Below are 24,690 nucleotides of genomic sequence, written 5' to 3'. Positions count from 1 at the left end.
CGATACTACGAATGACCGGACCAGGCCCACACCCAGAAAGGTAGCGCAAGCCGATGACACGCAAACGGAGAACCCGGCACATCGAGATGGTTAGCACCGTCGATATGCCCATCGAACAGGTCTGGGCCACGATTACCTCGCCCGAGGGCATCAACGCCGAACTGCGGCCCTATCTCAAGATGACCGTGCCCAAGACGTTCCGAGACCGCACTATCGACGACGTAGCACCCGGAACTCGACTGGGACGCAGCGTCCTCCTGCTATACGGATGGCTCCCCATCGACTTCGACAACATCACCGTCGCCGAGATCGATCCCGGAACACGGTTCCGCGAGGAATCGACCATGATGTCGATGAGTGTCTGGGTGCACGAACGCACCCTACGTCCCTCCGGCAACAGCACCGAGATCACCGACTCCGTGTCCTTCGTCCCGCGCGCACCCCTCGGGCTGCTTCCCTACTGGGGCGCAGCCCTGCAGGCTACCCTGACGTTCTTGTTCCGCCACCGGCACCGGCGGCTGCGGACCCACCCGAACGCGACACAGGCCGACAGCGAACGATCATGACACAAACCCGCAGCGATCACGCTCGCACCGCCGACCCAACCGGGAACCGTCGCCGAAACGCCGAGGAGCGACGCATCCGTCGGCCACCACCGCTATACCGCACCGCCGCCGGGAGTGTCGGAAAGCCGGCGGAACTGACCTCGGTCCGATGGGTCGAACCTGATGGTTCGTCAGGAAGGACCGGCTGATGTCGGAGACACTGGCCGCCGTGGCGAACAAGGACGCGGCGCACACCAAGAAGCTCGCGGTGCTGTGTCCTGCGCTGCGGTCGGCCTATGGCGTCGGGCCCGACACCGCCGCGCAACTGCTGGTCACTGCTGGCGACAACCCGCAGCGGTTGCAGGGTGAAGGTTCGTTCGCAGCGTTGTGTGGTGCAGCGCTGGACGGTGTATGAGTTCGAGAAGGCTGGCGATGCCACGCCGGCTCGGCGGCGACTTGAGTCTCGTGCTCCCCGCGCCCGCGGGGAAGATCCGGACTTACTACAGCCCACGTTCTCGAGCCCGTCGTGCTCCCCGCGCCCGCGGGGATTAGCCCGTGCCGGGCTGGCTCGGCGCGGCAATGAGGGGTCATCTCCGCGTCTGCGGGAATGACCCGTAGTCGGTGGGTGTGCTCCCCGTCCGGGTGGTCGGGGCCGAGGATTCGCTCGCGGTAGGTGAGGATCTGCTCGGAGCGGGGGACAGCCGAGTTTCCTCGGCGTCCTTTCTGGTAGGCGTGGGGCGAAGTTATGGCGCGCGGTCAAGGGTATCGGGGTGGTTGGGGCTGAGGAGTTGTTCGTAGTCGGTGAGGACTTGCTCGTGCAAGGTGATCGCCTCGTTCACTCGGCCCCCTCCCGGTAGGAGAACACCCTCAGGGCAAGCAGTTCCAGGACCGGCTTCATTCCGTAACCAGCGCCGCACACCGCGTCGGCTTCAGCGCTCATCAACCACTCCCCGGCTGCGACACGCTCATGCGTTCGCTCCGAAGTCCCAGATACACAACTCTGCCGAACGCGACCGTGTCGGGAGCTTGTGACACCAGTCACCACTGTGGATGGAACCCGTTGTGCGGCAGCAGCGTCCGAGAGCAGTGAAGGAGATACCTTCAGTGCAAGGGAGGGGACGACATGCGAACCTTTTCGGCTGGGCAGCGGCTTGTCACAACGATCGCGCTGACGGCTGCGTGCATCGCAGGCGCATCAACAGTTGGCGTCGGCATCGCCTAGGCAGAGACACCGATGTTTGCGGCCGAACCCGCCGATGCGGCGCACCCGCATGGTCGGCCGGAAGGTTACCGTCGGCCTGCGGGCCATCTCGCTGGAGTCGCCGGAGAACAGTTTCTACCAGCATCTCGTGGGCCAATATCGGGATCAACGCACCACGGATTGAGTCCGTCGCCCCGAAGGCGGAATCAGCAATCGGTGCGAGCTGGGCTGGACAGGCGTATCCCGGAAGAGGGGCCGACGGACGCGCAGGGCTACGGCGGCGGCAAGATGACCACCGCGGCCGCGTCATGAATCCAGTCGGCGGCTGCGAAGAATCCGGGCAGCAGCTCGGCGAAGTCCGGGTTCGCCTCTCGTGCTCAATCGAACGCCACGAAGTCTGGTAGAGGTAAGAGCGGCGGAAGGGCCTATGAAAGGGGACAGCCCCGAACGTTGGTGTTTCGGGGCTTGTACTCTGCGCTGGGGCTTAGGGTTGGACAGATGTCCTCGATTCGGATCCTAGCGACAGTGAAGTAAGGTACTGCGCCGGAACTGGTCCTGCCCCCCGTAGGCGCTGGTGCGAAGGTACCCGGCGGTGGTGAGCGGATCATCGAGACGGTCGAGTCGCGCTGCCGTGTGGTGAGATGCCGTGAGCACTGCGGTCGGATCAGAGTGAGCAGTGCGGGGATCTCGACCGTACAGTGCGCGACACGCGCGCGAACGCGTCGATGACCAGGCTTTTCATCCGAATTATGTCGGCAAGAAGGCTGTAGTGATGACAAGGGTGATGACGCCGTCATCACCTGCGCTAGCGATCGACGTGTTTGCCTGCTGATGACCGTGTCATCAGCTGAGTGGTACATTCCGTATCGAAACGTAGCGACACGTCGTGAAACAGCGGTTGAGCGGCGAGTATGCACTGAAGTCGGCTCGCTGACCAAGGATTTCGCGGACAACGCCTCTGGGGTTCGATTCCCCCAGGCGGCTTCAAGGAAAACCTAGGTCAACGGCGTTACGGTCCGCTGGAACGGACTCGGTGTCATCACCCGCATCTCGAGGCGAGGTGTCTTCCGGCAATGTCGTTCTTGCCGGAGGCTCCTCGCGTTTGCGGGGGGTGAGCCCGCGGGGACGTCAGCGGCCTCGAGAGGCCGTGACCAACCCCGCCGATCAGCATGGCCACTGGCGCAATCGTCGCCGGGAAGCTTGAATGGATGGTGGGTGAGAATCGGCAGGCAGGGTCCTTTCAACTGAGGTGACCCATGTCTTCGAGACCCCCGTCCAAGCCGTCGATGCCGAGCAATGACGGCCGCGCGGAGCGGCACCGCGGTCCGGTGCTTCACGGTAGCGGCGACGAGATCTGGCTCAGCACCGAGGAAGTCGCTCGGCGACTCAAGATTCCGAAGAAGACGCTCTCGGCGTGGGCTGCGGCGGGCCGCGGCCCCAGATTCGCCCGCATGGGCAGATACCGGCGTTACCGGGTCAGTGACGTCGTTGCTTGGGAAGAACAGCAACTCGCCACCGGTGGAGGAAGCAGCGCAGGGTCCACTTGAGTGCTGGTGTCGGATGACAGATTCGGCGACCGCGTCCGTCATCGTCGGCAACTCGGCCGGGCAACAAAACACTACAGCTAATCTGTGGCAAACAGATGCCTCTTGCGCTGTTGCCGCTAGATCACGAAGTCTCGGAACTCCACCGCGAACCATCTGGATCGGCGCGCCGGGCTGCGCGTAATCCGGTCGCGGCGAGGTGGGCTCAGCATTTCGACGGATTGAAAGGCGATCGATGGGAGGCAGACTGCCGAAGCCGGTTGGCACCTTCGGCCAGCCGAGCAAGCCCAAGAAACAGAAGAACGGCAAATGGCGTGCGACGGTTCGCTTCTACACCGCGCAGGGGCCGCAGCAACTGGAACGGATGGGAGACACAGCCGACGAGGCCCGCAACCGCCTCGCCGAAGCCATGCGTGATCACCGGCAGCAGTCGGGATACGCGCGGATCACGCGCAACACCAAGCTGATCGATTTGGCGGCCGAGCTGATCATGGAGATGGAGGCGGATGACGCCTACACCCCGGGCAACGTCGAGGACTATCGCCGCGAGGTCTACGTCTCCACCCGACAAGCGCGCGAACAAGAAGACGATCAAGATCGAGAACTCGGTCGGCAATCTCCAGATTTGGCAGGCCACCACTGGAGAGCTCGACCGTCACCTCAAACGACTCGTCGGGATGGGGCTGCGGCGGAAAGCCAAGCAGCACAAGATCATCTTGCGCGCGATGATGGCGATCGCCGTGCGGCATGGCGTGCTCGACAGCAATCCGGTCGACGGTGTCGCCGCGTTCACCCGGCGCAAGCCGCCGGCCCGCGGCAAGGTGCAGGACCAGGACGCGCTACCGGCGTTCCGTGCCCAGGTCCGGGCGTGGGCGGCCGGTGAGGCAATACCCGGCACCCCGGCCTACACTTGTGGCCCGCCGCGGGACTGGACGGTGGTGTGGGTGGTCGACGTGATCACCGGCACCGGAATCCGCCCGCACGAGGTCTTCGCGCTGCTGCTCGAGGACATCGATCTGGACGCGCCCGAGCCCTACCTGGACGTGACCGGCACCCTGGTCGAGGTGAAGGGCAAATGGGTGCGCAAACCCGCCCCGAAGTCCGACAACGGGTGGCGGCGCATCCTGCTGCCCGCCCACACCGTCGAGGCGGTCCGGGAGTCGGTCAAGGACCTGGAAGTCGGCGACCGTCCCAACCCGATGGGACTGCTGTTCCCTGCCCGAAACGGGTCGCTGCGCAACCCGAACAACTTCGGCCGCACTTGGCGCGCGGCGCGGGGAGAACTTCGCCTGGGTGACCCCGCGCACGTTCCGCAAAGGCGCGGCCACCGCCGTCGACCACGCCTACGGCGACCCCGAACGCGCCGCCCGCCAACTGGGCAACACCCGCGCAGTGGCCAAGGCGCACTACATCGACGTGCCGGAAACCGTTCCGGACAATCGAGACGTGCTCGAGCGGTGGGCCCGAGGCTCCACAAGCCTGAAAACGTGAGATTTCTGTGAGAACCGCTCGAATCAGCCCTACCGCATGAACTGGGAAAACCCCTTCCGACGCTGGTCGGAAGGGGTTTTCACTGTCGGGCTGACAGGATTTGAACCTGCGACCACTTGACCCCCAGCTCTGGGCTAATGTCATTTGCACACGTCAAACCCGGTATTCGAGCATGCGGCAACATTCCAAACGTGCTGGTCGTTCTCGGCCGCGCACAGCGTGTGGCCCCAGATTGGCCCCAGCTTTCGACGGCCAGCCGAATGCCAAACGGCAGGTTCCTGGTTCGAGTCCAGATGGGGAGTCTGGTCGCGGCACGCAGCCTAAAACGCACGGTGACCGTGCCTGACCTGTAAGAGAAGCCTCCGCTGTGAGGCGGTGCCTTCTGACTCCTGTCACCTGGTGCCGCTAGTCAGTGCGCTGTCTTGGCAAATACAGATCGGCTCCCTCCTCGAATTGCTCCTCGGCAGGCTCAACTAGCAGGAGGCGGTGCTGATCTCGGCTCTGTCAACGGAACGCCAATCACGTTCCGCCGACAGGCTCTGGTGGATTCCCAGGAACACCCTGTCGTGCCCGAGGCAGCGCGTCCTGGCCGACGCTGTGGCCCTTCTTCGCGCCATTCTCATGCTCCGGTGTGACCAGAGCGAACTCTCCCCGAGTGTCGATGCACATTTCGATGACGAGCTCGGGACGGAGCCGCTGGCGCAGAAGACGTTTCTTATGCACCTGGCCTCCTGTCGAACGCTGCATGGAGAGGCGCTGGCGGAGAGCTAGCTGAACAGGAAGAACGTGAAGGCGGTGCCCCCCAAAATCCTACCGGCCGTTCACATCAAAGAAGCGTGCATCAGGCGAGCAGTCTGTGACACTGTCGTGGGCGATCATCGGTAAGGTCTACGAGTTCATCCAAGGGGGTACAACATGCGCGTCAGTCGGGTCCAGATCAAGAACTTCCGAGGCATCTCCGAGGGACGCGTTGACTTCAACGGAAACGCGCTACTCGTCGGCGGCAACAGTGTGGGCAAGTCGACGGTCTGCGAGGCGCTTGATCTCGTCCTAGGTCCTGAGCGTATGTTCCGGCGCCCCGTTATCGATGAGTACGATTTTTTCGGCGCTAACTACCAGCCGTGCGGTGAGTCGACTCCTCAGGTCGAGATCGAGGTAGTCCTCGTCGATCTCAGCGACACCGCGTTGACCAGGTTCGGCAACTTCATCCGGAAGTGGTCGGTCGGCGAGCGTGACTTCGCCGACCAGAACCCCAACGCTGTCGAGACCGCCGACGAGCACCCTTGGTGCCTTCCGCTTGTATTTTTGGGGCGGTTCGACTCGAACGAGGATGACTTCGAGGGCAACACCTTCTTCGCCCACCCCGCTCCAGTCATCGACGACCTGTCGACCGGATCCACCGAACTCGGCGAAGGTCGCCGCGTCTTCGGACGCGATGACAAGCGCTACTGTGGGTACTTATACCTGCGAACCAACCGCACCGGCACCCGGGCCATGAGCTTCCAGCGGGGCTCGTTGCTCGACACAATCGTTCGCCTTGAGGATCAGGCCACCGGAGATCTCTGGGAACGCGCCCGCACCGCCCTTGCCGACCTCGACCTGCGCGAAAAGTCCAAGCTTGACGCCGTCCTGAACGAGATACAAACCCGCGTTGGCAAGTTCATGGCACTCGACGACCGTGGAGTGCATGTTCACCCGTCAGACCTGACACGTGAGTCTATCCGCGAGACGCTGCGGATGTTCGTCACAGCGTCGCCGGGTCACCACGCCGTGCCATTCAACCGCCTCAGCACCGGCTCGCTGAACCTGCTGGTCTTCGCGCTACTCACTTACATCGCTGAACTCAAGGGTGACCACGCGGTCATTTTCGCCATGGAGGAGCCGGAGATCGCGCTGCCGCCGCATGCGCAGCGTCGCCTCGTCGACTTCGTGCGTAGCCGCATGGGGCAGGCCATCGTTACCTCCCATTCGCCGTACGTCATCGAGCGATTCGCGCCGGAAAGCGTCCTGATGCTGTCGCGGACGGATGAAGGTGTTCTCACGAGCGACCCGTTCGACCTCGGCGTCTTGATGAAGCCGAAGAAGGTGCGCGAGGAACGCCGCCAGTTCGCCGAAGCCATCCTCGGTCGAGGAGTCCTCGTAGTCGAAGGCGGAACTGAGGCTTCTGTCATACCCGCAGTCGCCGACGTCATGGAGGCCGACCCGACCGTGACCTACACCCATCTCGACCTCGCCGGTGTCTCCATCTACAACGCCAAGAGCGACGCTTCTGTCCCTCCCCTCGGTCCCGTTTTCAAGGCACTTGGCAAGCGTTGCTACGGCCTCCACGACACCCCCAACAGCCCCTTCCCAGCCGATGCCGCGCAGCAAGCCGAAGCGTTCGACATCTACTTGCCGATACCCCATAAAAGCATTGAGAAGCTGCTCATGGACGAGATGCCGATCCGACCCAAGCGTGCCTTCCTCGCCACGGTTGCATCTATGCCGGACTACCCAACGGAATGCGGCTACCTCGCCCCAGACTCCGATGACCAGGCTGTCGAAGAGCTGGCGGAGAAGGTTCTGCTTGCCCGCAAGGGCGCGTACTACGGCTACGCTGCACTGCTGGTCGCCGAGGCGGGCGACGCCAGCGAGCTTCCCAAGACCTACGTCGACTTCCTGCGCGCCATCGACGAAGACATCGCCGCGAGCGTAAAAGCCACTGCGGCGTCCGACGCCCCGAATGACGAGCAGGTTGCCGGGGCCGACCCGGTCCCACAGTGAAAAAGGTCGAACTCGACGAGCGGCGAAAGGCCATTCTCGCAGCTCCCGGCCACATCGTGATCGAGGGCGGACCTGGATGCGGCAAGACGACCATCGCGCTACTCAAGGCGGCCAGGAGCAGCACAGAACTTCAGGCCGAGCAGCGCATCCTGTTCCTCAGTTTCTCCCGGGCCGCCGTCCGACAGGTATCCGACCGAATGCAGAGCACCCTGAACCGCGAGCAACGGTCGACCCTCTCAGTAAGAACATTCCACTCGTTCTTTCTCGACCTCGTGCGCAGTCACGGACGCCTTATAACCGGCGCACAAGCACGATTCATCACCCCGGAACGAGAAGCACAGCGACGCGCGGACTTCGATGGAGACGCGGACGCATGGGCAGTCGAGAAGCGGCGCCTCGCGGCCGACGAGTCGCTGTACGTATTCGACACACTCGCGCCGACCGTGGCCGAGCTCTTCGAGCGCAGCGCAGATCTGCGCGAGTTGTACAGCACTCGCTACCCGGTGGTTGTCGTCGATGAGTTCCAAGACACCAACACCGACCAGTGGCGTGTGGTTCGCGCGCTGAGCAAACAAAGCACGATCATCTGCCTCGCCGACCCAGACCAACGGATCTTCGACCACATCGACGGAGTCGATGAGAATCGCCTAGAAGAGGCGAAGAAGGCGCTTGAGCCGGAGACGTTCGACCTGTCGTCGGACAACCACCGCAGTCCCGCGTCCGGAATTCTTGAGTACGCCAACGCGGCCCTACGCAACACCCCGACCGCGAAACCCACCAACGTCCGCTTCATCGGGTACAAATACGACAAACCGGAACAGGTGACCCATTGGGTTGTCCAGCGCGCGCTGAGTTGGCTCGGCGAACAGCTGTCGGCCCCGCCCACACTGGCGGTTCTCACACGAGTGAACGCGTTCGCGGGCAGGATCTCTACTTCCCTGTCCGAGGAAGCGGCTTTCCAAGGCGAGCACCTGGTCCCCATTGATCACATCCTGTACTGGGATCCAGAGTTGGCGGCCGCTTCTGCCCTCGTCGTCGGCAGCATCCTTGAGTGGCCGAGGCGGTCTGCCAAGGATGCCGCGATCAGCACACTCCAGAGCCTCGCCGACTACTACCTCGTCAAGGTCGGCCTTGGCACAGTCGGCGCGCGGGGCGTCATCGCGACTCTCGAACGCGCCATCGATGCCATCCGGAGCGGAAGGAGGCCCGCCTCGAAGACCGCGAAAGTGCTACTCCAAGCAGCCGAGGTCGCACCATCGTTCACCGGTCGATCGATCACAGACTGGCAAATCGCACGAACCACCCTGCGCGGCAGTTCTGAACTCGTTGAGGTCGCCACCAAGGCCCGGCTAGTCCGACTCCTCGACGCGACCGACTCCGTAGCGTGGGCGCTATCGGACACGTGGGACGGCACATTTGGGTATCTCGGGGCCGTCGACGCCATACGGACGGCGCTGGCGACCGAAGCCATCGATGTGCAACAACCGAGTGACGCGCCCGTGCACGTTATGACGATGCACAAGTCCAAAGGCAAGGAGTTCGACGCTGTCGTCATCGTCGAAGGTCGCTACGATATGCCGCTCCTTGACCCGGACCCGGCGTCGAAGCAGCAGCAGGCCGACCGTAGGCTGCTGCGGGTGGCCATCACCCGCGCCCGCCACCTCGTCATCCTCGTCCGGCCAAGCGGCGCACTAGCCTTGACACCCCCAGTACCGCCGGGCGGTCGGCCGCCACCCGCGCCGCATTCCGACCGCTAGAGGTTTGCCGTCAGGAAGCCTGACAACCGCGGCCGCAGCGCCGCCACCAGCCGGACGCTGGGCCGTCCGGCCAGCTCCCGCACTACTGACCGGACCTGGCCGGTCAGCGCTGCGGATAACGCTCCAACGCACCGGGAATGTGCTCATGGAATTCGTCGTTGGGCACACCAGCCTCCGGACACGCACTCGTACGACCCACAGGTCGTCCATCCAGCGGCACGTCGGCCACCGTCCGCAGATGGAACCCGGGCACCCGCGAGGACTCGGCCCGCAATCTAGGTGGCCCGTCCCCAGTGAATGAGATCAGGTGGTCCCGTCATCGGGGACCGGTCAAAGCAGATCGCCAAGAAGCCGGGCCGTCGATGACCGATCTGACCGCCTGGGAGCAACAGCTCCAGCACAACCTCGCCGAGATCCGCCGCAACAGCCAGCGACTGTCCAACGCCGTCGCGGCGGTGCGGGGCCGCGGTGAAGTCCGCGGTGTCAGCGTCGAAGTCAACGCTGCCGGTGACATCACCAACCTGCAGATCGCCCCGGCGCCATGCGCTGGAACAACACCCAGCTCACCACCGCCCTCTCGACTGCCATCGCCGCGCCCGCCCCGACGCGAAAGCGAAGGCCGAACAGATCGTCCAGCGCGCGGACCTGCGTCCCCAGCAGCCGTTGCGACTGCTGTTCGCCCAAGCGGATTCTACGCCGAAACCTGAACCTCGCCAGGCCACCGATGCAGAGATCCAAGCCGCTGATGACGCCTACTTCGAACGCATGAACCGACGCGGCTGGCGCACCGACTGCTGACCGCGTTACCGCAGGCTCGATGACCGACGTCGAGCTAGCGGTGACACAGCTGTGGGCCTTCGCGCACCGCGACGGCTCGGCATAGGACCGGGCGACCAACTTCCCGCACCCGTTGGGGCCGGTAGCGTCCTGCTGACACCAGCGGGCTGGCGAGAGTGCTGGGTTGTGCATCCATGCTCGCCGAGATCGTCGTGACATCGCGGCCAGGCCGTCGTACGATCGAGACAGGCCGCAATCAAAAGTTGTTGAAACTGGTGCATCTCGAACTTTTCGGCGCGCCAACGTGACTGACATTTACTGCTACCGCATCACATGCGCTCAGACTCGACTTCGAGCCGGACTTCTAAACACATCCCACTTCGACTAGCGCGGCCTTGCCAAGGCTTCCTGCAGCTGCCGCTGCTGGAAGGCCACCGCCCATTCGAGAAGAGGGGTGTTCTGAGGTGGGTACCTCGAACAAACTCACAGTCGCGTTGGACCTCGTTCGCCAGCAGTACGACTATGCGCCAACGGATCCCGCCGATCCGCGTATGGACGAGCTGCGGGCGAGGAGCTACCGCGGCGACCGGACTTTGGTGTGTGCGCTGTGCTATGCGGGCATCGACGCTGCGCCGGGTACCGAAGTGCCGCTGGTGGTGAAAGGCCCCATCGGCGGGGTTCGGCGACCCCATTTCGCGCATCCATCGGGCCAGGGGCCCGCCGGAGGGAGAGCATGAGCCGGAGTCGGAGTGGCACCTTTCTAGCAAGGAAGCTGTCGCGACGTGGGCTCGAATACAACCGGATGTCGTCGACGTCGCAGCGAGGTGTGGCTGCCGAACCGTAAGCGACGCTGCGATGTCCGTGTCGTGTTCGCTGACGGCAGCGAGGTTGCGCTCGAGGTGCAGAGCTATCGACTGACCGATGCCGACTGGGGCGATCGACACCGCGACTACCGACGCGCTGGCGTCGTCGATGAGTGGCTGTGGCACCCGCAGAGCCCAATCCCATGGATGATCCTCAGCGGTACCGAGCACCCCCAGCAGATATGGATGCTCGATCCCTGGAAGGGCTCCGTCACACGGCCGGACTGAACCGGCCCACCCGCATCGGGAGATGCAGGATCAGGACAGGCCCCACTTCCAGTTGGACCCGTGTACGACTTCGGTCCTTCCGCTACCAACATCGGCGACAAGGGGGCCCGTCCACATGTCGACGTCGTCCTTGCCGCCGTACTTGCAGTTGTAGTCGAGCTCGTCGTACACACGATCGCTGATCGTCGTTCGAAACTTCTTCACGTCGCTCAATTTCGCGGCGATGTTGGGGGCATCGCCTATAGAAACCAAGTCATTGTTGTCACGCACGCCGGCACGCACTATCAACGCATCCCCGAGGTCGACACCAGTGCGATGCCGGATCCTCCAGCGATCTTCGATGTAGCAGTCGAAATACCGGTCGATGTGGTCTTTCAGCTGTTCGTGAACGATTTTCTCGACCACCCAGGTGATGTTGAGTGCTGTCTTGACCGCGACGGAGGCTGCGTTGTCGCCGACGAAAATCGCCATAACCCGGTCACCGTCGAAGCTCCTGATGGCCCCGTTACGGAAGCGGATCACGCGTGAGACGGCATTGAGGTACGCCCGGATGATCCGGGCGGCGTCATCCGGGCTGAAATGGCGGGCGAGTCCCGTCGAATCCGCCATGTCGGAGTAGAGGTAGACCGCTTCGAGTCTCACCGCCCCGTCTCGCATGACAATGTCTTCGGTCTTCGGCACCACTTGGCCGTACCGGTGGTTGAACGGCGTTTTGGCGATCTCAGCGACCGCTGCTGTGCAGTCGTCCTTGAAGCCCATACGAGCACCTTCCTTCGACGGCGAACGCTTGGAAGCCCCACGACTCCTACCCGAGGGCGTGCGAAATGGTCAGCGCGGCCACAGCGTGGCTACAGCGAGTAGCAGGGCGGCGAGGGCGGTGGTGTAGAGCGCCCATTGAAGGAGTCGGTGTTTCCACCAGTTGCGTTGGCTCATCGAGACGACCTGCTGGGCCAGTTGGTCGGTCTCTTCGTCAGGTGTCAGCGATCGTAATCTCGTGGCGAGCTGCGGCGGGTCCCAGTGCCGTAGGTGCCCGAAGTAGATGATGTGGGTGCTGTGCTGGGCGCGGTGCTGGCGGCTGGGGCCGAGCGCCGGTCGAACAACCAGGCCAGCGAGTACGAGAGCGACGAGTATCGAGATCGCGGCGAGAACCTCGATGAGGCTGCGCCAGCCGGTCAGTTCAGTGAGCACACCATCCTTGTTGTGGCCGGCGATGATCGAGACCAGTACCGCGCCGTCGAGAGCGAGGACGATGCTGGCCTTGACATCAACCTTCGCGGTCCACGCTTCCTGAGCTTGGTGTACTCGCCAACCGAAGGTGATCGCGTTTGTGTGATCCGGCGCTGACGCAGTGACAGTCGGGCGCAGAGTGTGGTGGGGACGGTTGATCATCGTCATCGGACCGCCGCACCGCTCATCGACCACCGCCGCCGCTCGCGGCGGGCGGAAGCGCGGAACTCGTCCCTGCTCTGGCTCGCCAGGATCGAGGCGTGCAGAGCCTCGGAAACAGTGGCGCGCCGTTTCTTTCCGTCCAGGATGGCTCTACAGAACTGTTCGCCGTGGATCCTGCACCAGGGCGCCGTGAGTTGCCGTCCCGCAGCGTCGGCCTCATCACCAGCTCTGAGGCGCTCGATGGTGATGTCCTCCCAGAGGCGGTCGCTCGGGGTCCCGCAGTCGCAAGTGGCGGTGAGATAGTCGTTGGTCTCAATACGGTCCCAGACCGTGCCAGTGACGACGAGGCCGTGGCGGTCGCACGCAGAACCGGCCTTGCTCGCGTAGTTGACGGCCCGGCCAGCCCATACGGGCTTCTGCTTGTTCGGGTGCCGGGGGACACCGATTCGTTTGACGAGGATCGTACTTGCGGCGATTCCTACCCGGAACCCGGTATCGGGCTGCGTCGGCCATTTGCTCTCGAACTGCTCGGCCATCGCGGGGCTGAAGGTCTTGATCGTGATACCGGCGCACAGGGCACGTTCGGTGCGCATGTCACCCCAGAAGACGCCGAAGGCGGCATCGCCCTGGATGTCGAGGTAGTTGGCGCCGAACTTATCCAGGATGTCGACGGCTCCGCCCACGGCGGCCTCGTACACGCTCGCAGTGCTCGCGGCGTGCATGCTGACGCCGAGCTGGCTGCTGTTCTTCAGATCAGCGAACACGGCCACCACATCGGTGGACTTGTGCCACCGACGGGCCTGAATCGGTAAGGCGTCGACGTTCAGCTCGTGGCCGCGGTCAACCACGTCAGGCTTGCAGGACAATTCGGTTTTTACCCGCTCATCGAGCGAGTCAAGGAGTTCAACCAGGGCGACAGTCATTGTCGGCGGCCCAGCTTTCGAGTAGGCGGATACGGTCAGCCTGAACATCGTCTCCCCACCCTCCGACATTTCAGCGGCCGATACCTCGGCGACGACTCCGCATCGTCAACGTGGATGGTCGGCGGCCGCCGGGACCTCCTCAGCGAGACCACCTCGATGAGGTTCTGACTGAGAGGTACTGCCGCGGGCCTGCGACCCTTGCCACTGGGGTGCCGCGGCGGCCGTCGACGAGGGGGTGTGGGGAGGGGTAGCTAGACACCTGCCACGGCGTGCTCGTCGCGGGCGGCGTCCGGCGTTCCAGCCGAGCGGTGTTCCCTGCTGGTCGGTAATTGGCGGACGAGGTGCGGAATCATCAAACAATGTTGCGCGTCTACCTGACCAGGCGAAATGGATCGACCTTGCCAAGTGGCAAGCAGGTCGAAAGGATGGCCAGCGCTTCCAGGACATCTTCGGTGTAGCCACCGAGGCAACCTCAAGGTGTCACCGATCGGGAAGCAAGGTCGGAGTCGAGAGTGTTGATCAATGATTCAAGTCGTGCCGCAACGTCAGAAAGTGGCATTGCCTCTTGCTCGATTCGCCGGAAAGGCGCGGGTCCTGCGGTGGCGACGGAGTCGTAGGCGTCGGCTTCGGCCTGGGTGAGGTGGGTGAGACGCGCCGGGGAAGGCTTGATCGGGTGACCGGCTTTGTCGTGGTTCACGCCGTGACGGGCGTACCGGTGCAGGTCGGCAGCGTCCATGAGTATGGAGTGGACCGTTTTGACAGGCAGGCTGTCGGTGGCGGGCGTGCCCATCGTGGCGCGAAGCCGGTCGAGGATCGCGTAGCCGTCGGCGTCGATATCACCCCAGTAGACAACGTGTTCGGCCTCGCGTATCCAGGCGATGCTGGCAAGAAGAGACGCGGCGGCCTTGCCGTTTCCTTCGACGATGATCGTGTCCTGAGCAGGTGGGAACCAGAGGCGGCAGTCACGGTTTTCGACGATGAGGACGACCCGTGGCTCGTACGCGAGATCGTGTACGTCGCCGGTGGTCCACGAGTCGTGCCTGCGCCTGCCCGAAGCGGTGTAGTCGGGGTCTACGTAGGTTAAGTGAACGACGGCGAGTCGTGGCCTGACTTCGGCGCGCACGTCGCGGCCTGCCACCATCGCCAGGAGCGCACTGTGGGTTTCGAGCCACTTGGAGTGCATACCGGGCACCGGGAGCTGGCGGGCGGTCCAGCCGCCCACGTCGGGGTGGTCGCGTAACCAGGACACAGCCTCGAACAGAACTGCTGTGTCAGAATCCGCGAGCCGGTAGGTGGCCTTCAAGGTTGCAGGGGTCAGAGTCGCACCGACGGCGGCGAGTGCCGCGGCGAGGGAGCGGGCCCGATCGATGTCGACGGCCAGGGGGCTCGCTTGGGCTCGGGCCACGAGTTCGATAGCAGCGGCGGTAGTTTCGGCTACGAGCATCGCCGGGAACTCATCAGCTACACCGCGGATCGTCACCGGTTTGCGGATGATCTGGACCCGTTCGATTCCACTGATGACTTGTGTCTCGAATAGGCGCCAGGCCACATGCCATTCGTGCCAGCGGTCGTACCCGATCTGCCCGACTCTTTTCCCCGTCGACAGGCCAGGGCGAAGCGGCACCGAAAAGGTCAGGGGGGCACTGATACCGTGCTCGGCGCACACAGCGTCAGCCCACTTCTGGTCGATTCTGCGGCAAACCGAGTCAACGGCCTCCTGCACTGTCACCAGACGGGCGGTCACTCCTGCTCCTCAGGCACGCCGATAATGGGTTTGGCCCACGAGCGGCTCTGGGTGTCCTTGAGCACCAGATACTCGGCCTCGACATGCGGTTCGATGGCGCTGTTCTTGTCGTTGGGGGCGCCGATAATGAGCTGGAATCCGAGGCCACGCCAGGCACCGATGGCGCGACCGGTGTAGCGGGCGTCGGCCTTGATGAGCGCTTCGTCGAGAAAGACTGGAGCGTAGCGGGGTCGTTCAGCACCCGCATCGCCCAGCTGATAACGCAGGGCCGAGCCGACGATGAAGGCCACCAGTTCCTGGGACTCGCCGCCGGATTTCTCTCCGATGTGGTCGTAGAGCGCGACGTGTTCGTTTGCGGCGTTGCGCTTTTCGGCGCTGATGCGGATGTGGTTGCGCACGTCGATCAGGTCGGCGAAGTCCGGGGCCGTGCGTCGGATGCGGTCGATCACCTTGGCCATCCGGCCGTAGGCACGCTCGCGTTCGGTGTCGGTGCCGGCCTGGTCGATCAGGCGGCGGACATCACGCAGCTCCTTGCGGAAGCGAGCGCGAACGGTCGAGTGGCTTTCTTGTGGGTCGATCTGCAGTCGATGGTCATCATCGGAGAAGGCCAGGTCGGCGAGGATGCGGTTGACCGGTTCGATCCGGTCGCGGATCTCCCGGATGGCCGTGGCGAGTTCGCTGTCGAGGCTGGTGAGGTCGTTGCCCGACAGTTTCAGCAGGCTGTCGCGCCATTGGCTTTCCAGCTCGTGCAGTCGGCTGGTCTCCAGGTCGGTGAGCAGGCGTTCGAAATCATCGTAGGAGGCATCAGGGTCGGTACCGAGGTTCGGGTTCGGCCAGCGTTCGACGAATGTCGAAAACGTTTCGGACAGTGCGTTTTTGGCGCTGGCGATCGCGTTCGTCGCCGTCAGTCGATCGGTGGCGAGCCGATCGGTCACACGGTGGGTGGCGGCATCGAATAGCTTGAGGGCCTCGTCGGCTGGGACATCGCCAGTGATTCCCGTACCGAACAATGCGGTGAGATAGTCGCGATGCTCCGCGGTGATCTCGCGACCAGACTGGCGGGCGGTGTCGAGTTCCTCTTGGGCGTCGGCTGCGTCGGCGGTGGTTGTTTTCCAAGCGTCGTCGAGGCCTTCCCTTTTCAGCTTGGCCCGGACCGCTTTCTCGGCGAGGTCCTTCACCTTGGCCTTTAGCGCATTCAATTGCGCTTGCAGCCGGTCGATTTCGGGGTTGTTAGAGTGAACCTCGTCGATGATTTTTGTCCATCGGTCCCGTTCGGCCGAGACGGAGTCGACATCGACTTGATCCCAGGACAGTTCGGTTACAGTACGGTAGGCGCTGCGGCGGTCTTCGAAGGAGTCGAGGGCGTCCTGCGCGTCTTTCAATCGCTTGTCTGCGGTGGTCTCGTGTTTCTCGGCGTCGCGAATCTGTTCATCGAGGCCCCTCAGCAGCCGGTCGTTGGTGAAGCCGAGGACGTTGGCCCGTCCCTGGCCGCCGTGCGCACCGCGTGTGCCGTCCGAGATCTGACCGGTGATCGTGAGTGCCTTGGGATGCTGTGGCAGCAGACGGGGGTTTTCGACGCAGACATAGTCGAACCGGTTGACGAGTTCGCTTTTGAGCCAGGCCGTGAACGGCGAGGGACGATAGTCGAGGCGGCCGGGCAGCTTGCGATCGTCGAGCCCGATCTCGTCCCGCAATCCGGTCCGCACGCCCTCGAACTGGATGCGCCTAACGGTGCGCACGGTGTTGATCTTTTCGCGAAACGTGTTCAGGTGTGCGATGTCGATCAGCATCTTGGTGGCGAACCCGCCCAGGGCGAGGTTGAACGCTTCGCGCCACGGCTCGAATACGGTATGCACCTCGATCAGTTCACCGACGAACGGCAGATCATCCAGCGTGAGACCAGCGGCCTCCGCGAGCGCCGCGCGCGCTCGATGCAACTCGGTGGGGATATTGCCCCGGCGAGCCGCGACGGCCTTGCGCTCGGCACGTAACTCCACCAGTCCGTGCTTCACGGTCGTCTGGTGCGCCTTAGCTTCGGCGAAGTTGTTCTGAGCGGTTTGCCTGGATATCTTGTCATCGAGCAATCGGCGTGCGGTTATGACCAACGCAGCGAAATCCTCTTCGCCGGCTACCTCGGCGTCCAGGACATGCAACGCTTTGTCGAGTCGTGTGCGCGCCCGTCTGACCTCGTCGAGTCGCTTGTCCACCTCGCGAAGCGCGCCATGGGCTCTGTCCAACCTGTCGCCGCCGGAAGCACGCAGAGTCTCTGCTACTCCATCCAATTCGGATTTGGCCGCATCGGCGAGAGCCGACTGCGCATCTACTTCTCGGTCGGCTCCCTCGCGACGTTGCCGTAGGTCTTCCTTGGCAGCGCGCAGCAACTCGACTCGTCGTTCGTGCCGCCACAACCACGCTGGCGACGAGGAGTCGGTGAACGATCCGATGACCTCGATCATGCGCACGCGCTCGCGCGCGTCGTGGATTGTGCTGCAATGCTCCCGGATCGGGGTCAGAGCCCTGACCTGCTGGCGCGCGGTGGTCATCTGTTTGCGCGTGCTGGACAGTTCGTCGAACTGCTTGACCACCTCATCAGCGGTGGACAGGGTGGAGGGTTCCTCGAGAACCATCGTTTTGTACAACGCATCGACGGTAGTGATCTGCTGTCCTGCCTGAATCCGGCCCAGCAGCGCGACTGCTTTGTTTCCGTCACCGGCGGCGCCGATCCCGAGGGCGGTGTGCAGCCGTGCGGTGTACTCCAGATCTGTGGGGTGGCAGGTAAGTCCGAGTGCTTTCACTGCGGGCTCGGCGAGCCGCTTGTTCGCCGGTCCCGCCAGCGTGCGTAGGTCGAAGGGTCCGTCGCAGGTGGCTCGTACCTTGACGAGGTCGTCGAGGGAGCGGGCCGACGACGGCACATACCATGCCCGCACAGCAGTGAACTGTGCACTGGACCGATCCACCCATGTCATCGCGATCGCCGACCAGGTGTCCCGGCCGTCGCCGCGCAGAACCCGGGCCTTCGTCTCGCCGCCAGTACGGGATTCATCGAGTTTTCCCCGCGCATACGACAGGATGTTGCGCTGATCCTTGCCACGCGGCCGACCGACGACACCACCATTGGAGGCTCCGTTGAACGGCATCGTGTGCGGCATGATCAACGCGATATAGGAGTCCATCAGAGTCGATTTGCCCGATCCGGACTCACCGCACAGCAGGGTCGCGCCGGGCGCGAACCGCACACGATGATGCCCGTCGTACCCGCCCCAGTTGACCAGCTGCAGATCCCGCGCCACCCACTGCTCGCCGCGGGACGCCTCGGGGATCAGCCCGAACAGCGTGTCGATCATATTCATGACGCGATATCTCCCGTGGCGTCGTCGACCATGTGGCCTGGGCCGTCGTTGCGTTCACGCAACCACTGACTCAGCTCACTGAGTTTCTCCGTGCTCATCACGACCTCCACCAGCGGCGTGATCCGGTACCGGCCCGAGGTTTCCTCCTCGATCAACCCCTCCTTGGCCAACCGCGTCACCGCGCTGCGGATCTCTTGCTGCCCTCGTGCCAGGTTGGTGTCATCAGGATCGAAGTAGGTCAGCACCGTTTGCTCGAGCTCTTCGATATCGACGCGCGCCGACATCTCACCCGCGACCCGTTCCTGCTGGAATACCGTGCGCAGGTGGACCAGTACCAGCGTCTCGGCGCGGTTGTAGGGGTCGTCTCTCAACAGGATCGGCACATCGAGTTCCGCTGATCGCACCTGCTGCTTGTGGGCGATGCCGCGCTCGTGATCGATCACGAGCCGGACGAACATGTCGTGTAGCCGCGACTCGATGAGTTGCTGGTTCTCCAGTAGCGTTCGCCACTGCGTCGGATTCTTGTCGGCCAGCAGGAACCGGCGCTGCAGCAGTCTCACCAGCACCCGCCGCACCTGCGCGTCCAGCGTGCCCGTGTCGCCGGCGAACAACTCGGTCGGGTCTTCCTCCATCGACACCGGGTCGATGAACCCAGTGTCCTCCGTCTCCGACCACGAGCTGCCGTCGGCATTCGTCTCACTCATCCGCCGCCCCCTCCCTCGCCGCCGCGACCACGCCACCGAACGCGAATCGCCGCCGAGTTTGATCCGGTCGGACCGCCTCGACGGTGACAACCTCTCCAGTTTCGGTCATACCAGCGCGATGCGCGAGCTCGAGCAGACCGAGCAAATCGACTGGGCGGCGGATTTTTTCGGGTGCCGCACCGAACGCAGCCGCGATTTCGATGGTGTCCGTTTCGGCGGCTAACCGTGCTAGATGCTCATCCAGCGCCGCGTAATTCGGGCCGCCCCATGCCCGGGTATCGTTGTCCGGCAACATGTCCGGGTTCCACTCGGCCAGCGGTGCGGGCGCCTGGAATGGGCGTAGATTGCTCACCGATTGACGCAGATGCTCGACGCTGGCGGTTGGTAGGCGGCGCAGGGGCTCGATTGGCTCACCGCGCCGGGAGCCGGGCATCCATCGTTGAAAGCCGGTCATCACCTCACGGAGCAACTCGTCCACTTGCCGGTCCCGCATCGGATCATGGTTGCGCACCTGGGTCGTGATCACGTGCGACGCTTGCCGCTGCGCTGTCAGCACCTCCTTGACGCCTCGTTCGATCCGGCGTGCGATATCGGTGAACTCCCGCCGCTGCGGTTCGGTCAACTGCACGGTGAACCGATGCCGCAGCACCGTGCGCAACCTGCTCGACAAATCATCGATCTGCTCTGGATCGCCGATCAACCGCAGCGCCCCTGCGAACGCCCGCCCTTCGGGCGTTGCGTCCATGATCTGCTGTCCTTGTTCGAGGTATTCACGCAACACCTCCCCCGTCGGCCGGACATCCTGCCGAAGATCAGCAACCACGTCCCGCTGCATGGCCTTGATCGACTCCGCCACGCGGGCAAAGTCTGCTGGCAGCTCCCGCGCCAAATGCAGAACGTTTTCCGTCTCCTCCACCAGCCGCTCATCATCGATCGACTCGACAGGGCCACCAGCCTCGAGCCGCCGCAACTCCTGTTGCCGTTCCTGGATCTCCCCTCTCAGACGGGCGATCCGCGCCGTCACATCCGGGTCGGCGTCCTGCGCCAGCCGCTCAACTGCTTCCAACAGCGTCCGGACCCGCGACTCCGACACCCGTGTCCGCGAACCTCCCACCCGGCCCGCAACTTCCAATGCGCCCACGCCGTGCGCAGACAGCCGATACACCTCGACCTCGTTGTCCAGCACCTGGCGCACGAGCCACCCAGCGTTCACCCACTGACGGCACAGATCACGCGCGCTGCCCACCGGCAACGGCAACTGGTCTTCCTCGCCGTATCCCACTGCCCGCAACTGGTTCAACGCATCGCTGATCTCCGCATGCGCGTCCGCCACGGCCACCGTGGAACGCTCGACCGTGAACACTGTCGCCAACATGGTCACCACAAACGGCGCATACGTCTGATGGAGCAAATCGAGCATCGGGGTCTTGAACGCCCGAAGAGCCCCCTGATACGCACCCTCTACGCCTGCAATACTCATCGGCGCCAGAGTACGTCGGGTGACCGACACACAAGCCAGAAATATAAGGCGCTCAGTACCTCTGAGCCACGGGATCCATAGCGGCTCCGCGCCCACCACCTCACGCAACGCTGAGTCCGTAGAGGGCGTCACGCCAGTAGCCATAGACATCGGTCGCGGAGTCGACATTACCCTGCAGGGGGCTGGTCAGACAGGGACCGGTCAACCGCACCGCGGGTCACTGGCTGAAGGCTTCACCGTCCTGCCTACATCCCGGCATCCACGACACGTCGATCGAGTGTCTTCTCGCCGAGATGACAGACAGAATCGCCCCCACCTCCAGATTGACCAGCCAACGTTGCGGATACTGGGCCTCGTCCAGACACCTCCCGGTCACCAGTCGAATACCAACACTCGCGCGGTCGTTGTGCAGCAATCATGAAACACCCACCAGCGCGACGACTTCCGGCCGGGCGTACACTTGATTGCCCGGATCTCCCGCTGCCACGCGGTAATCCAGAAATCATCTGCACCCTTGCGCAGCCCATCTACCGCGACATGAGTCCCTCGCACCACCCGCTGGCACCACAGATTTTCGGCGGCTTCGCCGTCACCGTGTAGGCCGACAAATGGAGCGTGCCCCTCGTCTTGGACGGTCACCATCTCAAGGCCGTCGACTCACGCCTGCAACGTGACCACCTGTACGAGCTGCGCCCGCGTCGTGTCCATGGCTCCGATCACCAAAACCTGTTCTGCCGCAAATCCGTTCACACTCCATTTCCGCCGATCGAGTCCCTCCGGGGCACCTCGGCCGGCTCGGACAATCCACTCGACGTCGAGCCCTCCGCCGCAGTACGACGCCGGAGGGGGATGATTCGCTATGTGAGGGCCTGCGGACAATATGTCGGTGCCCTGGCCCGCAATGGTCATCGAGATCCCGAAGGAGCCCCGTGACGACCGTCCGCATATCCCTCCCAGAGCTGGAGCAATACCTCGGCAGAGCCGCTGACCTGCTACGCGGCAGCATCGATCAGGCCGATTTCAAGGCCTACATCTTTCCGCTGATGTTCTTCAAGCGGATCAGCGATGTGTATCTGGAGGAGTTCGCCGAGGCGCTGGAGGAGTCGGGAGGGGACCATGAGTTCGCCGCCTTCGCGGAGAATCACCGGTTCTCGATCCCGGAGGGCAGCCTGTGGGAGGACGTGCGCAGCCGCACCGAGAACATCGGCAATATGTTGCAGACGGCGTTCCGGGAGATCGAGAAGGCCAACCCGGAGACGCTCTACGGTATCTTCGGCGGCGCGAACTGGACCAACAAGGACAAACTGCCCAACCGCAAGCTCGCGGACCTGATCGAGCACTTCTCCACCAAGACGCTGTCTAATGCGGCAGTGCCGCCGGATGTCTTCGGCAACGCCTACGAGTACCTGATCAAACGGTTCGCCGACCAGTCGAACAAGAAGGCCGGCGAGTACTACACCCCACGTTCGGTGGTGGCTCTGCTGATCAACATCCTGAACCCGGTGGAAGGCGAGACGGTCTACGACCCGGCCTGCGGAACCGGCGGTATGTTGATCGAGGTCATCGAGCATGTGAAAGCTACCGGCGGTAGCCCGAAAACGCTGTGGGGCAGACTCTATGGTCAGGAAAAGGTGCTCACCACCTCAGCAATCGCTCGGATGAACCTACTGCTGCACGGCATCGAGGACTTCAAGATCATCCGCGAGGACACGCTGCGCGAACCCGCGTTCTTCTCCGGTAACCGGCTCGCCCGATTCGACTGTGTCGTGGCCAATCCGCCCTTCTCCCTGAAAAATTGGGGAGAAGGGGAGTGGGTCACCGATCGGTGGGGTCGCAACAACCTCGGTGGTACACCGCCGAAAGGGTACGCCGACTGGGCATGGGTGCAGCACATGCTAACCTCCGCAGCCTCCCGGACTGGGCGGGTGGCGGTCGTTCTGCCGCAGGGCGCACTGTTCCGCCAGGGCGCCGAGGCGGAGATCCGCACGCACATCCTCGAATCCGACGCGGTCGACGCCGTCATCGGCCTGGCACCGAAACTGTTCTACGGCACCGATCTTGCCGCTTGCGTACTTGTTCTGCGCCGCGGGAAGAAGCGCGAGGAGCAGAACAAGGTCCTGTTCATCAACGGTGAGACGCTGTTCAAGCGCGGACGCAACCAGAACACCCTTGAGCCCGAGCACGCCGAACAGATCCTTGGTGCATACGAAACCTTCAGCGATATCGACGGTCTCGCGCGCGTGGTCGACCTCGAGGAGATCGCCGCCAACGGGTACAACCTCAACATCCCGCTGTACGTCGCGCCCGCCGACACCAAGGAGAAGGTAACGTTGGACGAAGCATTGGCGAATCTCGAAGCAGCCCAGGCGAAAGCCGCGCAGACGCGTGCCGCCCTGGAATCCGAATTGGCGAAGTGGGGATTGGGGGCATCGGCATGACGGCACGTATCAGCCAGCGGGAACTGGAGTCGTACCTGTGGGGCGCGGCCATCGTGCTGCGCGGCCTCATCGACGCGGGCGATTACAAGCAGTACATTTTCCCGCTGGTCTTCCTCAAGCGAATCTCTGACGTCTACGACGAAGAGCATGCGGCCGCCGCGAAAATCTACGGCGACGACGAGCTCGCGGATCTTCCCGAAAACCACCGCTTCGCCATCCCTGACGGCTGCCACTGGAACGACATCCGTTTCGTGACAAGCAATATCGGCGCGAAGATCCTGTACGCCATGCGGGAGATCGAATCCGCGAACCCGGACACCCTGCCCGGCGTCTTCGGCGACGGCAACTGGGGCAACAAGAACCTCCTGCCCGACTCCACCCTGGCGGACCTGATAGAACACTTCTCCACCCGCACCCTGACCATCGCCAACCTCCCCGAAGACGAGCTCGGCAACGGGTACGAATACCTGATCAAGAAGTTCGCCGACGACTCCGGCCACACCGCCCAGGAGTTCTACACCAACCGCACCCTCGTCCACCTCATGACGATGATGCTGGAACCCCAACCGGGCGAATCGGTATACGACCCGACCTGCGGCACCGGGGGCATGCTCATCTCGACTGTCGCCGAGGTGAAGCGCCAGGGCAAGGAGTGGCGCAACCTGCATCTGTACGGCCAGGAACTCAACTACGGCACCTCAGCCATCGCGCGGATGAACCTGTTCCTGCATGGCGTGACGGATGGACATATCGCTCACGGAGATACGTTGTCGCAGCCAGCGTTTCACGACGCGTCAGGACGGTTGCAGACCTTCGATGTGGTCCTCGCCAACCCGCCGTATTCGATCAAAGCGTGGAATCGGACGGCATTCGCCAGCGACCCATACGGCCGGAAGCTCTGGGGGCTGCCGCCGCAAGGTCGTGCCGACTATGCGTTCTTTCAGCACATAGCAGCGAGCCTCGATCCCGAGACCGGCCGCGCCGCAATCCTTTTCCCGCACGGCGTACTGTTCCGGCGCGATGAAGCGGCCATGCGCGAAGCCCTCGTGAAGTCCGACCTCATCGAATCCATCCTCGGACTGAGTGAAGGATTGTTCTACAACTCGCCGATGCCTGCGACAGTGGTGGTTCTACGCACAAGCAAACCGTCGGAGCGTAAGAACAAGATCTTGTTCATCAACGCCGAAAAAGAGGTTTCACGAGAAATGGGGCAGTCCTTTCTTCGCGATTCTCATCAGAGCAAGATTCTCGATGCTTACCGAAGGTTCGAGGCGCAGGATAGTTTCACCGCCGTTGCGACACTGGACCAGATCGCTGCCAGCGGATACAGCCTTGAGATTTCGAGGTACGTTGATGCCGCCAAATCCAGTTCTCCAGAAGAACACGTCGACTTGCTGGAGGTTCTCAACCAATGGCGAACAGCTGCCGGCGCAGCTGACCGAGCGGTAACAGATGTTTTGACGGTACTTCGATCGGGGATTTCGGCGTGACGA

At 63.4% G+C, this 24,690-nt stretch carries 19 protein-coding genes and 2 pseudogenes; 9 read left to right on the top strand and 12 right to left on the bottom strand.

Annotated features, from left to right (window positions below):
- Positions 1-104: 104 nt before the first annotated feature.
- On the top strand, positions 105-566 hold the full coding sequence (locus tag GVY39_RS26680) for a hypothetical protein (protein ID WP_321209866.1): 462 nt from the start codon (positions 105-107) through the stop codon (positions 564-566).
- Positions 567-822: 256 nt separating this feature from the next.
- Positions 823-945, top strand: a pseudogene (locus GVY39_RS35375) (transposase); the annotation flags it as partial.
- A 343-nt stretch (positions 946-1,288) separates the two neighbouring features.
- Here the strand turns inward: GVY39_RS35375 and GVY39_RS35370 are convergent.
- Positions 1,289-1,384, bottom strand: coding sequence for a tetratricopeptide repeat protein (locus GVY39_RS35370; RefSeq protein WP_159929448.1), 96 nt, complete (start codon positions 1,382-1,384; stop codon positions 1,289-1,291).
- Between the two features lie 1,618 nt (positions 1,385-3,002).
- On the opposite strand from GVY39_RS35370, the gene GVY39_RS26665 reads away from it, so the two are divergent.
- The gene (locus tag GVY39_RS26665) at positions 3,003-3,293 is read left to right on the top strand and encodes a helix-turn-helix domain-containing protein (protein WP_236565692.1); all 291 of its coding nucleotides are present in this window, start codon (positions 3,003-3,005) and stop codon (positions 3,291-3,293) included.
- Positions 3,294-3,495: 202 nt separating this feature from the next.
- Here the strand turns inward: GVY39_RS26665 and GVY39_RS26660 are convergent, their stop codons facing one another.
- Positions 3,496-3,906 carry a hypothetical protein gene (locus GVY39_RS26660; RefSeq protein ID WP_159929450.1) on the bottom strand — a complete coding sequence of 137 codons (411 nt, stop codon included), beginning with the start codon at positions 3,904-3,906 and terminating at the stop codon, positions 3,496-3,498.
- 61 nt (positions 3,907-3,967) lie between these two features.
- On the opposite strand from GVY39_RS26660, the gene GVY39_RS26655 reads away from it, so the two are divergent.
- From GVY39_RS26655 to GVY39_RS26645, 3 genes are all read left to right on the top strand, one after another.
- On the top strand, positions 3,968-4,792 hold the full coding sequence (locus GVY39_RS26655) for a hypothetical protein (protein WP_159929452.1): 825 nt from the start codon (positions 3,968-3,970) through the stop codon (positions 4,790-4,792).
- Between the two features lie 904 nt (positions 4,793-5,696).
- Positions 5,697-7,544 carry an ATP-dependent endonuclease gene (locus tag GVY39_RS26650; RefSeq protein WP_159929454.1) on the top strand — a complete coding sequence of 616 codons (1,848 nt, stop codon included), beginning with the start codon at positions 5,697-5,699 and terminating at the stop codon, positions 7,542-7,544.
- Entirely contained in the window at positions 7,541-9,301 is a 1,761-nt protein-coding gene (locus GVY39_RS26645) for a UvrD-helicase domain-containing protein (protein WP_159929456.1), read from the top strand. Before GVY39_RS26650 ends, GVY39_RS26645 begins: the two co-directional genes overlap by 4 nt.
- 20 nt (positions 9,302-9,321) lie before the next feature.
- Here the strand turns inward: GVY39_RS26645 and GVY39_RS34655 are convergent.
- Positions 9,322-9,581 (bottom strand): annotated as a pseudogene (locus tag GVY39_RS34655) (ISL3 family transposase); the annotation flags it as partial.
- Between the two features lie 233 nt (positions 9,582-9,814).
- A complete protein-coding gene (locus tag GVY39_RS26640) occupies positions 9,815-9,985 on the bottom strand; it encodes a hypothetical protein (protein ID WP_159929458.1) in 171 nt (56 codons plus the stop codon).
- 959 nt (positions 9,986-10,944) lie between these two features.
- Here GVY39_RS26640 and GVY39_RS26635 point away from each other — a divergent pair.
- A complete protein-coding gene (locus tag GVY39_RS26635) occupies positions 10,945-11,169 on the top strand; it encodes a hypothetical protein (protein ID WP_159929460.1) in 225 nt (74 codons plus the stop codon).
- Between the two features lie 30 nt (positions 11,170-11,199).
- Here the strand turns inward: GVY39_RS26635 and GVY39_RS26630 are convergent, their stop codons facing one another.
- The 8 genes from GVY39_RS26630 to GVY39_RS26595 form a co-directional block, all read right to left on the bottom strand.
- Complete coding sequence (locus GVY39_RS26630; protein WP_159929462.1) at positions 11,200-11,928, bottom strand: adenylate/guanylate cyclase domain-containing protein; 729 nt, start codon at positions 11,926-11,928, stop codon at positions 11,200-11,202.
- Between the two features lie 69 nt (positions 11,929-11,997).
- The gene (locus GVY39_RS26625) at positions 11,998-12,564 is read right to left on the bottom strand and encodes a Pycsar system effector family protein (protein ID WP_159929464.1); all 567 of its coding nucleotides are present in this window, start codon (positions 12,562-12,564) and stop codon (positions 11,998-12,000) included.
- Positions 12,561-13,481, bottom strand: coding sequence for a hypothetical protein (locus GVY39_RS26620; protein WP_159929466.1), 921 nt, complete (start codon positions 13,479-13,481; stop codon positions 12,561-12,563). Before GVY39_RS26620 ends, GVY39_RS26625 begins: the two co-directional genes overlap by 4 nt.
- Before the next feature lie 472 nt (positions 13,482-13,953).
- Positions 13,954-15,225, bottom strand: a complete 1,272-nt coding sequence (locus GVY39_RS26615) for a Wadjet anti-phage system protein JetD domain-containing protein (protein ID WP_159929468.1) — start codon at positions 15,223-15,225, stop codon at positions 13,954-13,956.
- Positions 15,222-18,575: an ATP-binding protein gene (locus GVY39_RS26610; RefSeq protein ID WP_159929470.1), complete on the bottom strand. Its 3,354-nt coding sequence runs from the start codon at positions 18,573-18,575 to the stop codon at positions 15,222-15,224. Before GVY39_RS26610 ends, GVY39_RS26615 begins: the two co-directional genes overlap by 4 nt.
- Complete coding sequence (locus tag GVY39_RS26605; RefSeq protein ID WP_159929472.1) at positions 18,572-19,279, bottom strand: DUF4194 domain-containing protein; 708 nt, start codon at positions 19,277-19,279, stop codon at positions 18,572-18,574. Before GVY39_RS26605 ends, GVY39_RS26610 begins: the two co-directional genes overlap by 4 nt.
- Positions 19,272-20,759, bottom strand: coding sequence for a DUF3375 domain-containing protein (locus GVY39_RS26600; protein WP_159929474.1), 1,488 nt, complete (start codon positions 20,757-20,759; stop codon positions 19,272-19,274). Before GVY39_RS26600 ends, GVY39_RS26605 begins: the two co-directional genes overlap by 8 nt.
- Positions 20,760-20,976: 217 nt before the next feature.
- Positions 20,977-21,174, bottom strand: coding sequence for a hypothetical protein (locus GVY39_RS26595; protein ID WP_159929476.1), 198 nt, complete (start codon positions 21,172-21,174; stop codon positions 20,977-20,979).
- A 514-nt stretch (positions 21,175-21,688) separates the two neighbouring features.
- On the opposite strand from GVY39_RS26595, the gene GVY39_RS26590 reads away from it, so the two are divergent.
- Positions 21,689-23,197 (top strand): class I SAM-dependent DNA methyltransferase, encoded by a 1,509-nt coding sequence (locus GVY39_RS26590; protein WP_159929478.1) that lies wholly within the window; start codon positions 21,689-21,691, stop codon positions 23,195-23,197.
- On the top strand, positions 23,194-24,687 hold the full coding sequence (locus tag GVY39_RS26585) for a class I SAM-dependent DNA methyltransferase (protein ID WP_159929480.1): 1,494 nt from the start codon (positions 23,194-23,196) through the stop codon (positions 24,685-24,687). Before GVY39_RS26590 ends, GVY39_RS26585 begins: the two co-directional genes overlap by 4 nt.
- The last annotated feature ends 3 nt before the right edge of the window (positions 24,688-24,690 follow it).

Origin of the sequence: Nocardia sp. CY15, from assembly GCF_009829295.1 — a bacterium.
GTDB classification, from domain to species: Bacteria; Actinomycetota; Actinomycetes; order Mycobacteriales; family Mycobacteriaceae; genus Nocardia; species Nocardia sputi.
This window is presented reverse-complemented; position numbering and strand designations above follow the sequence as displayed.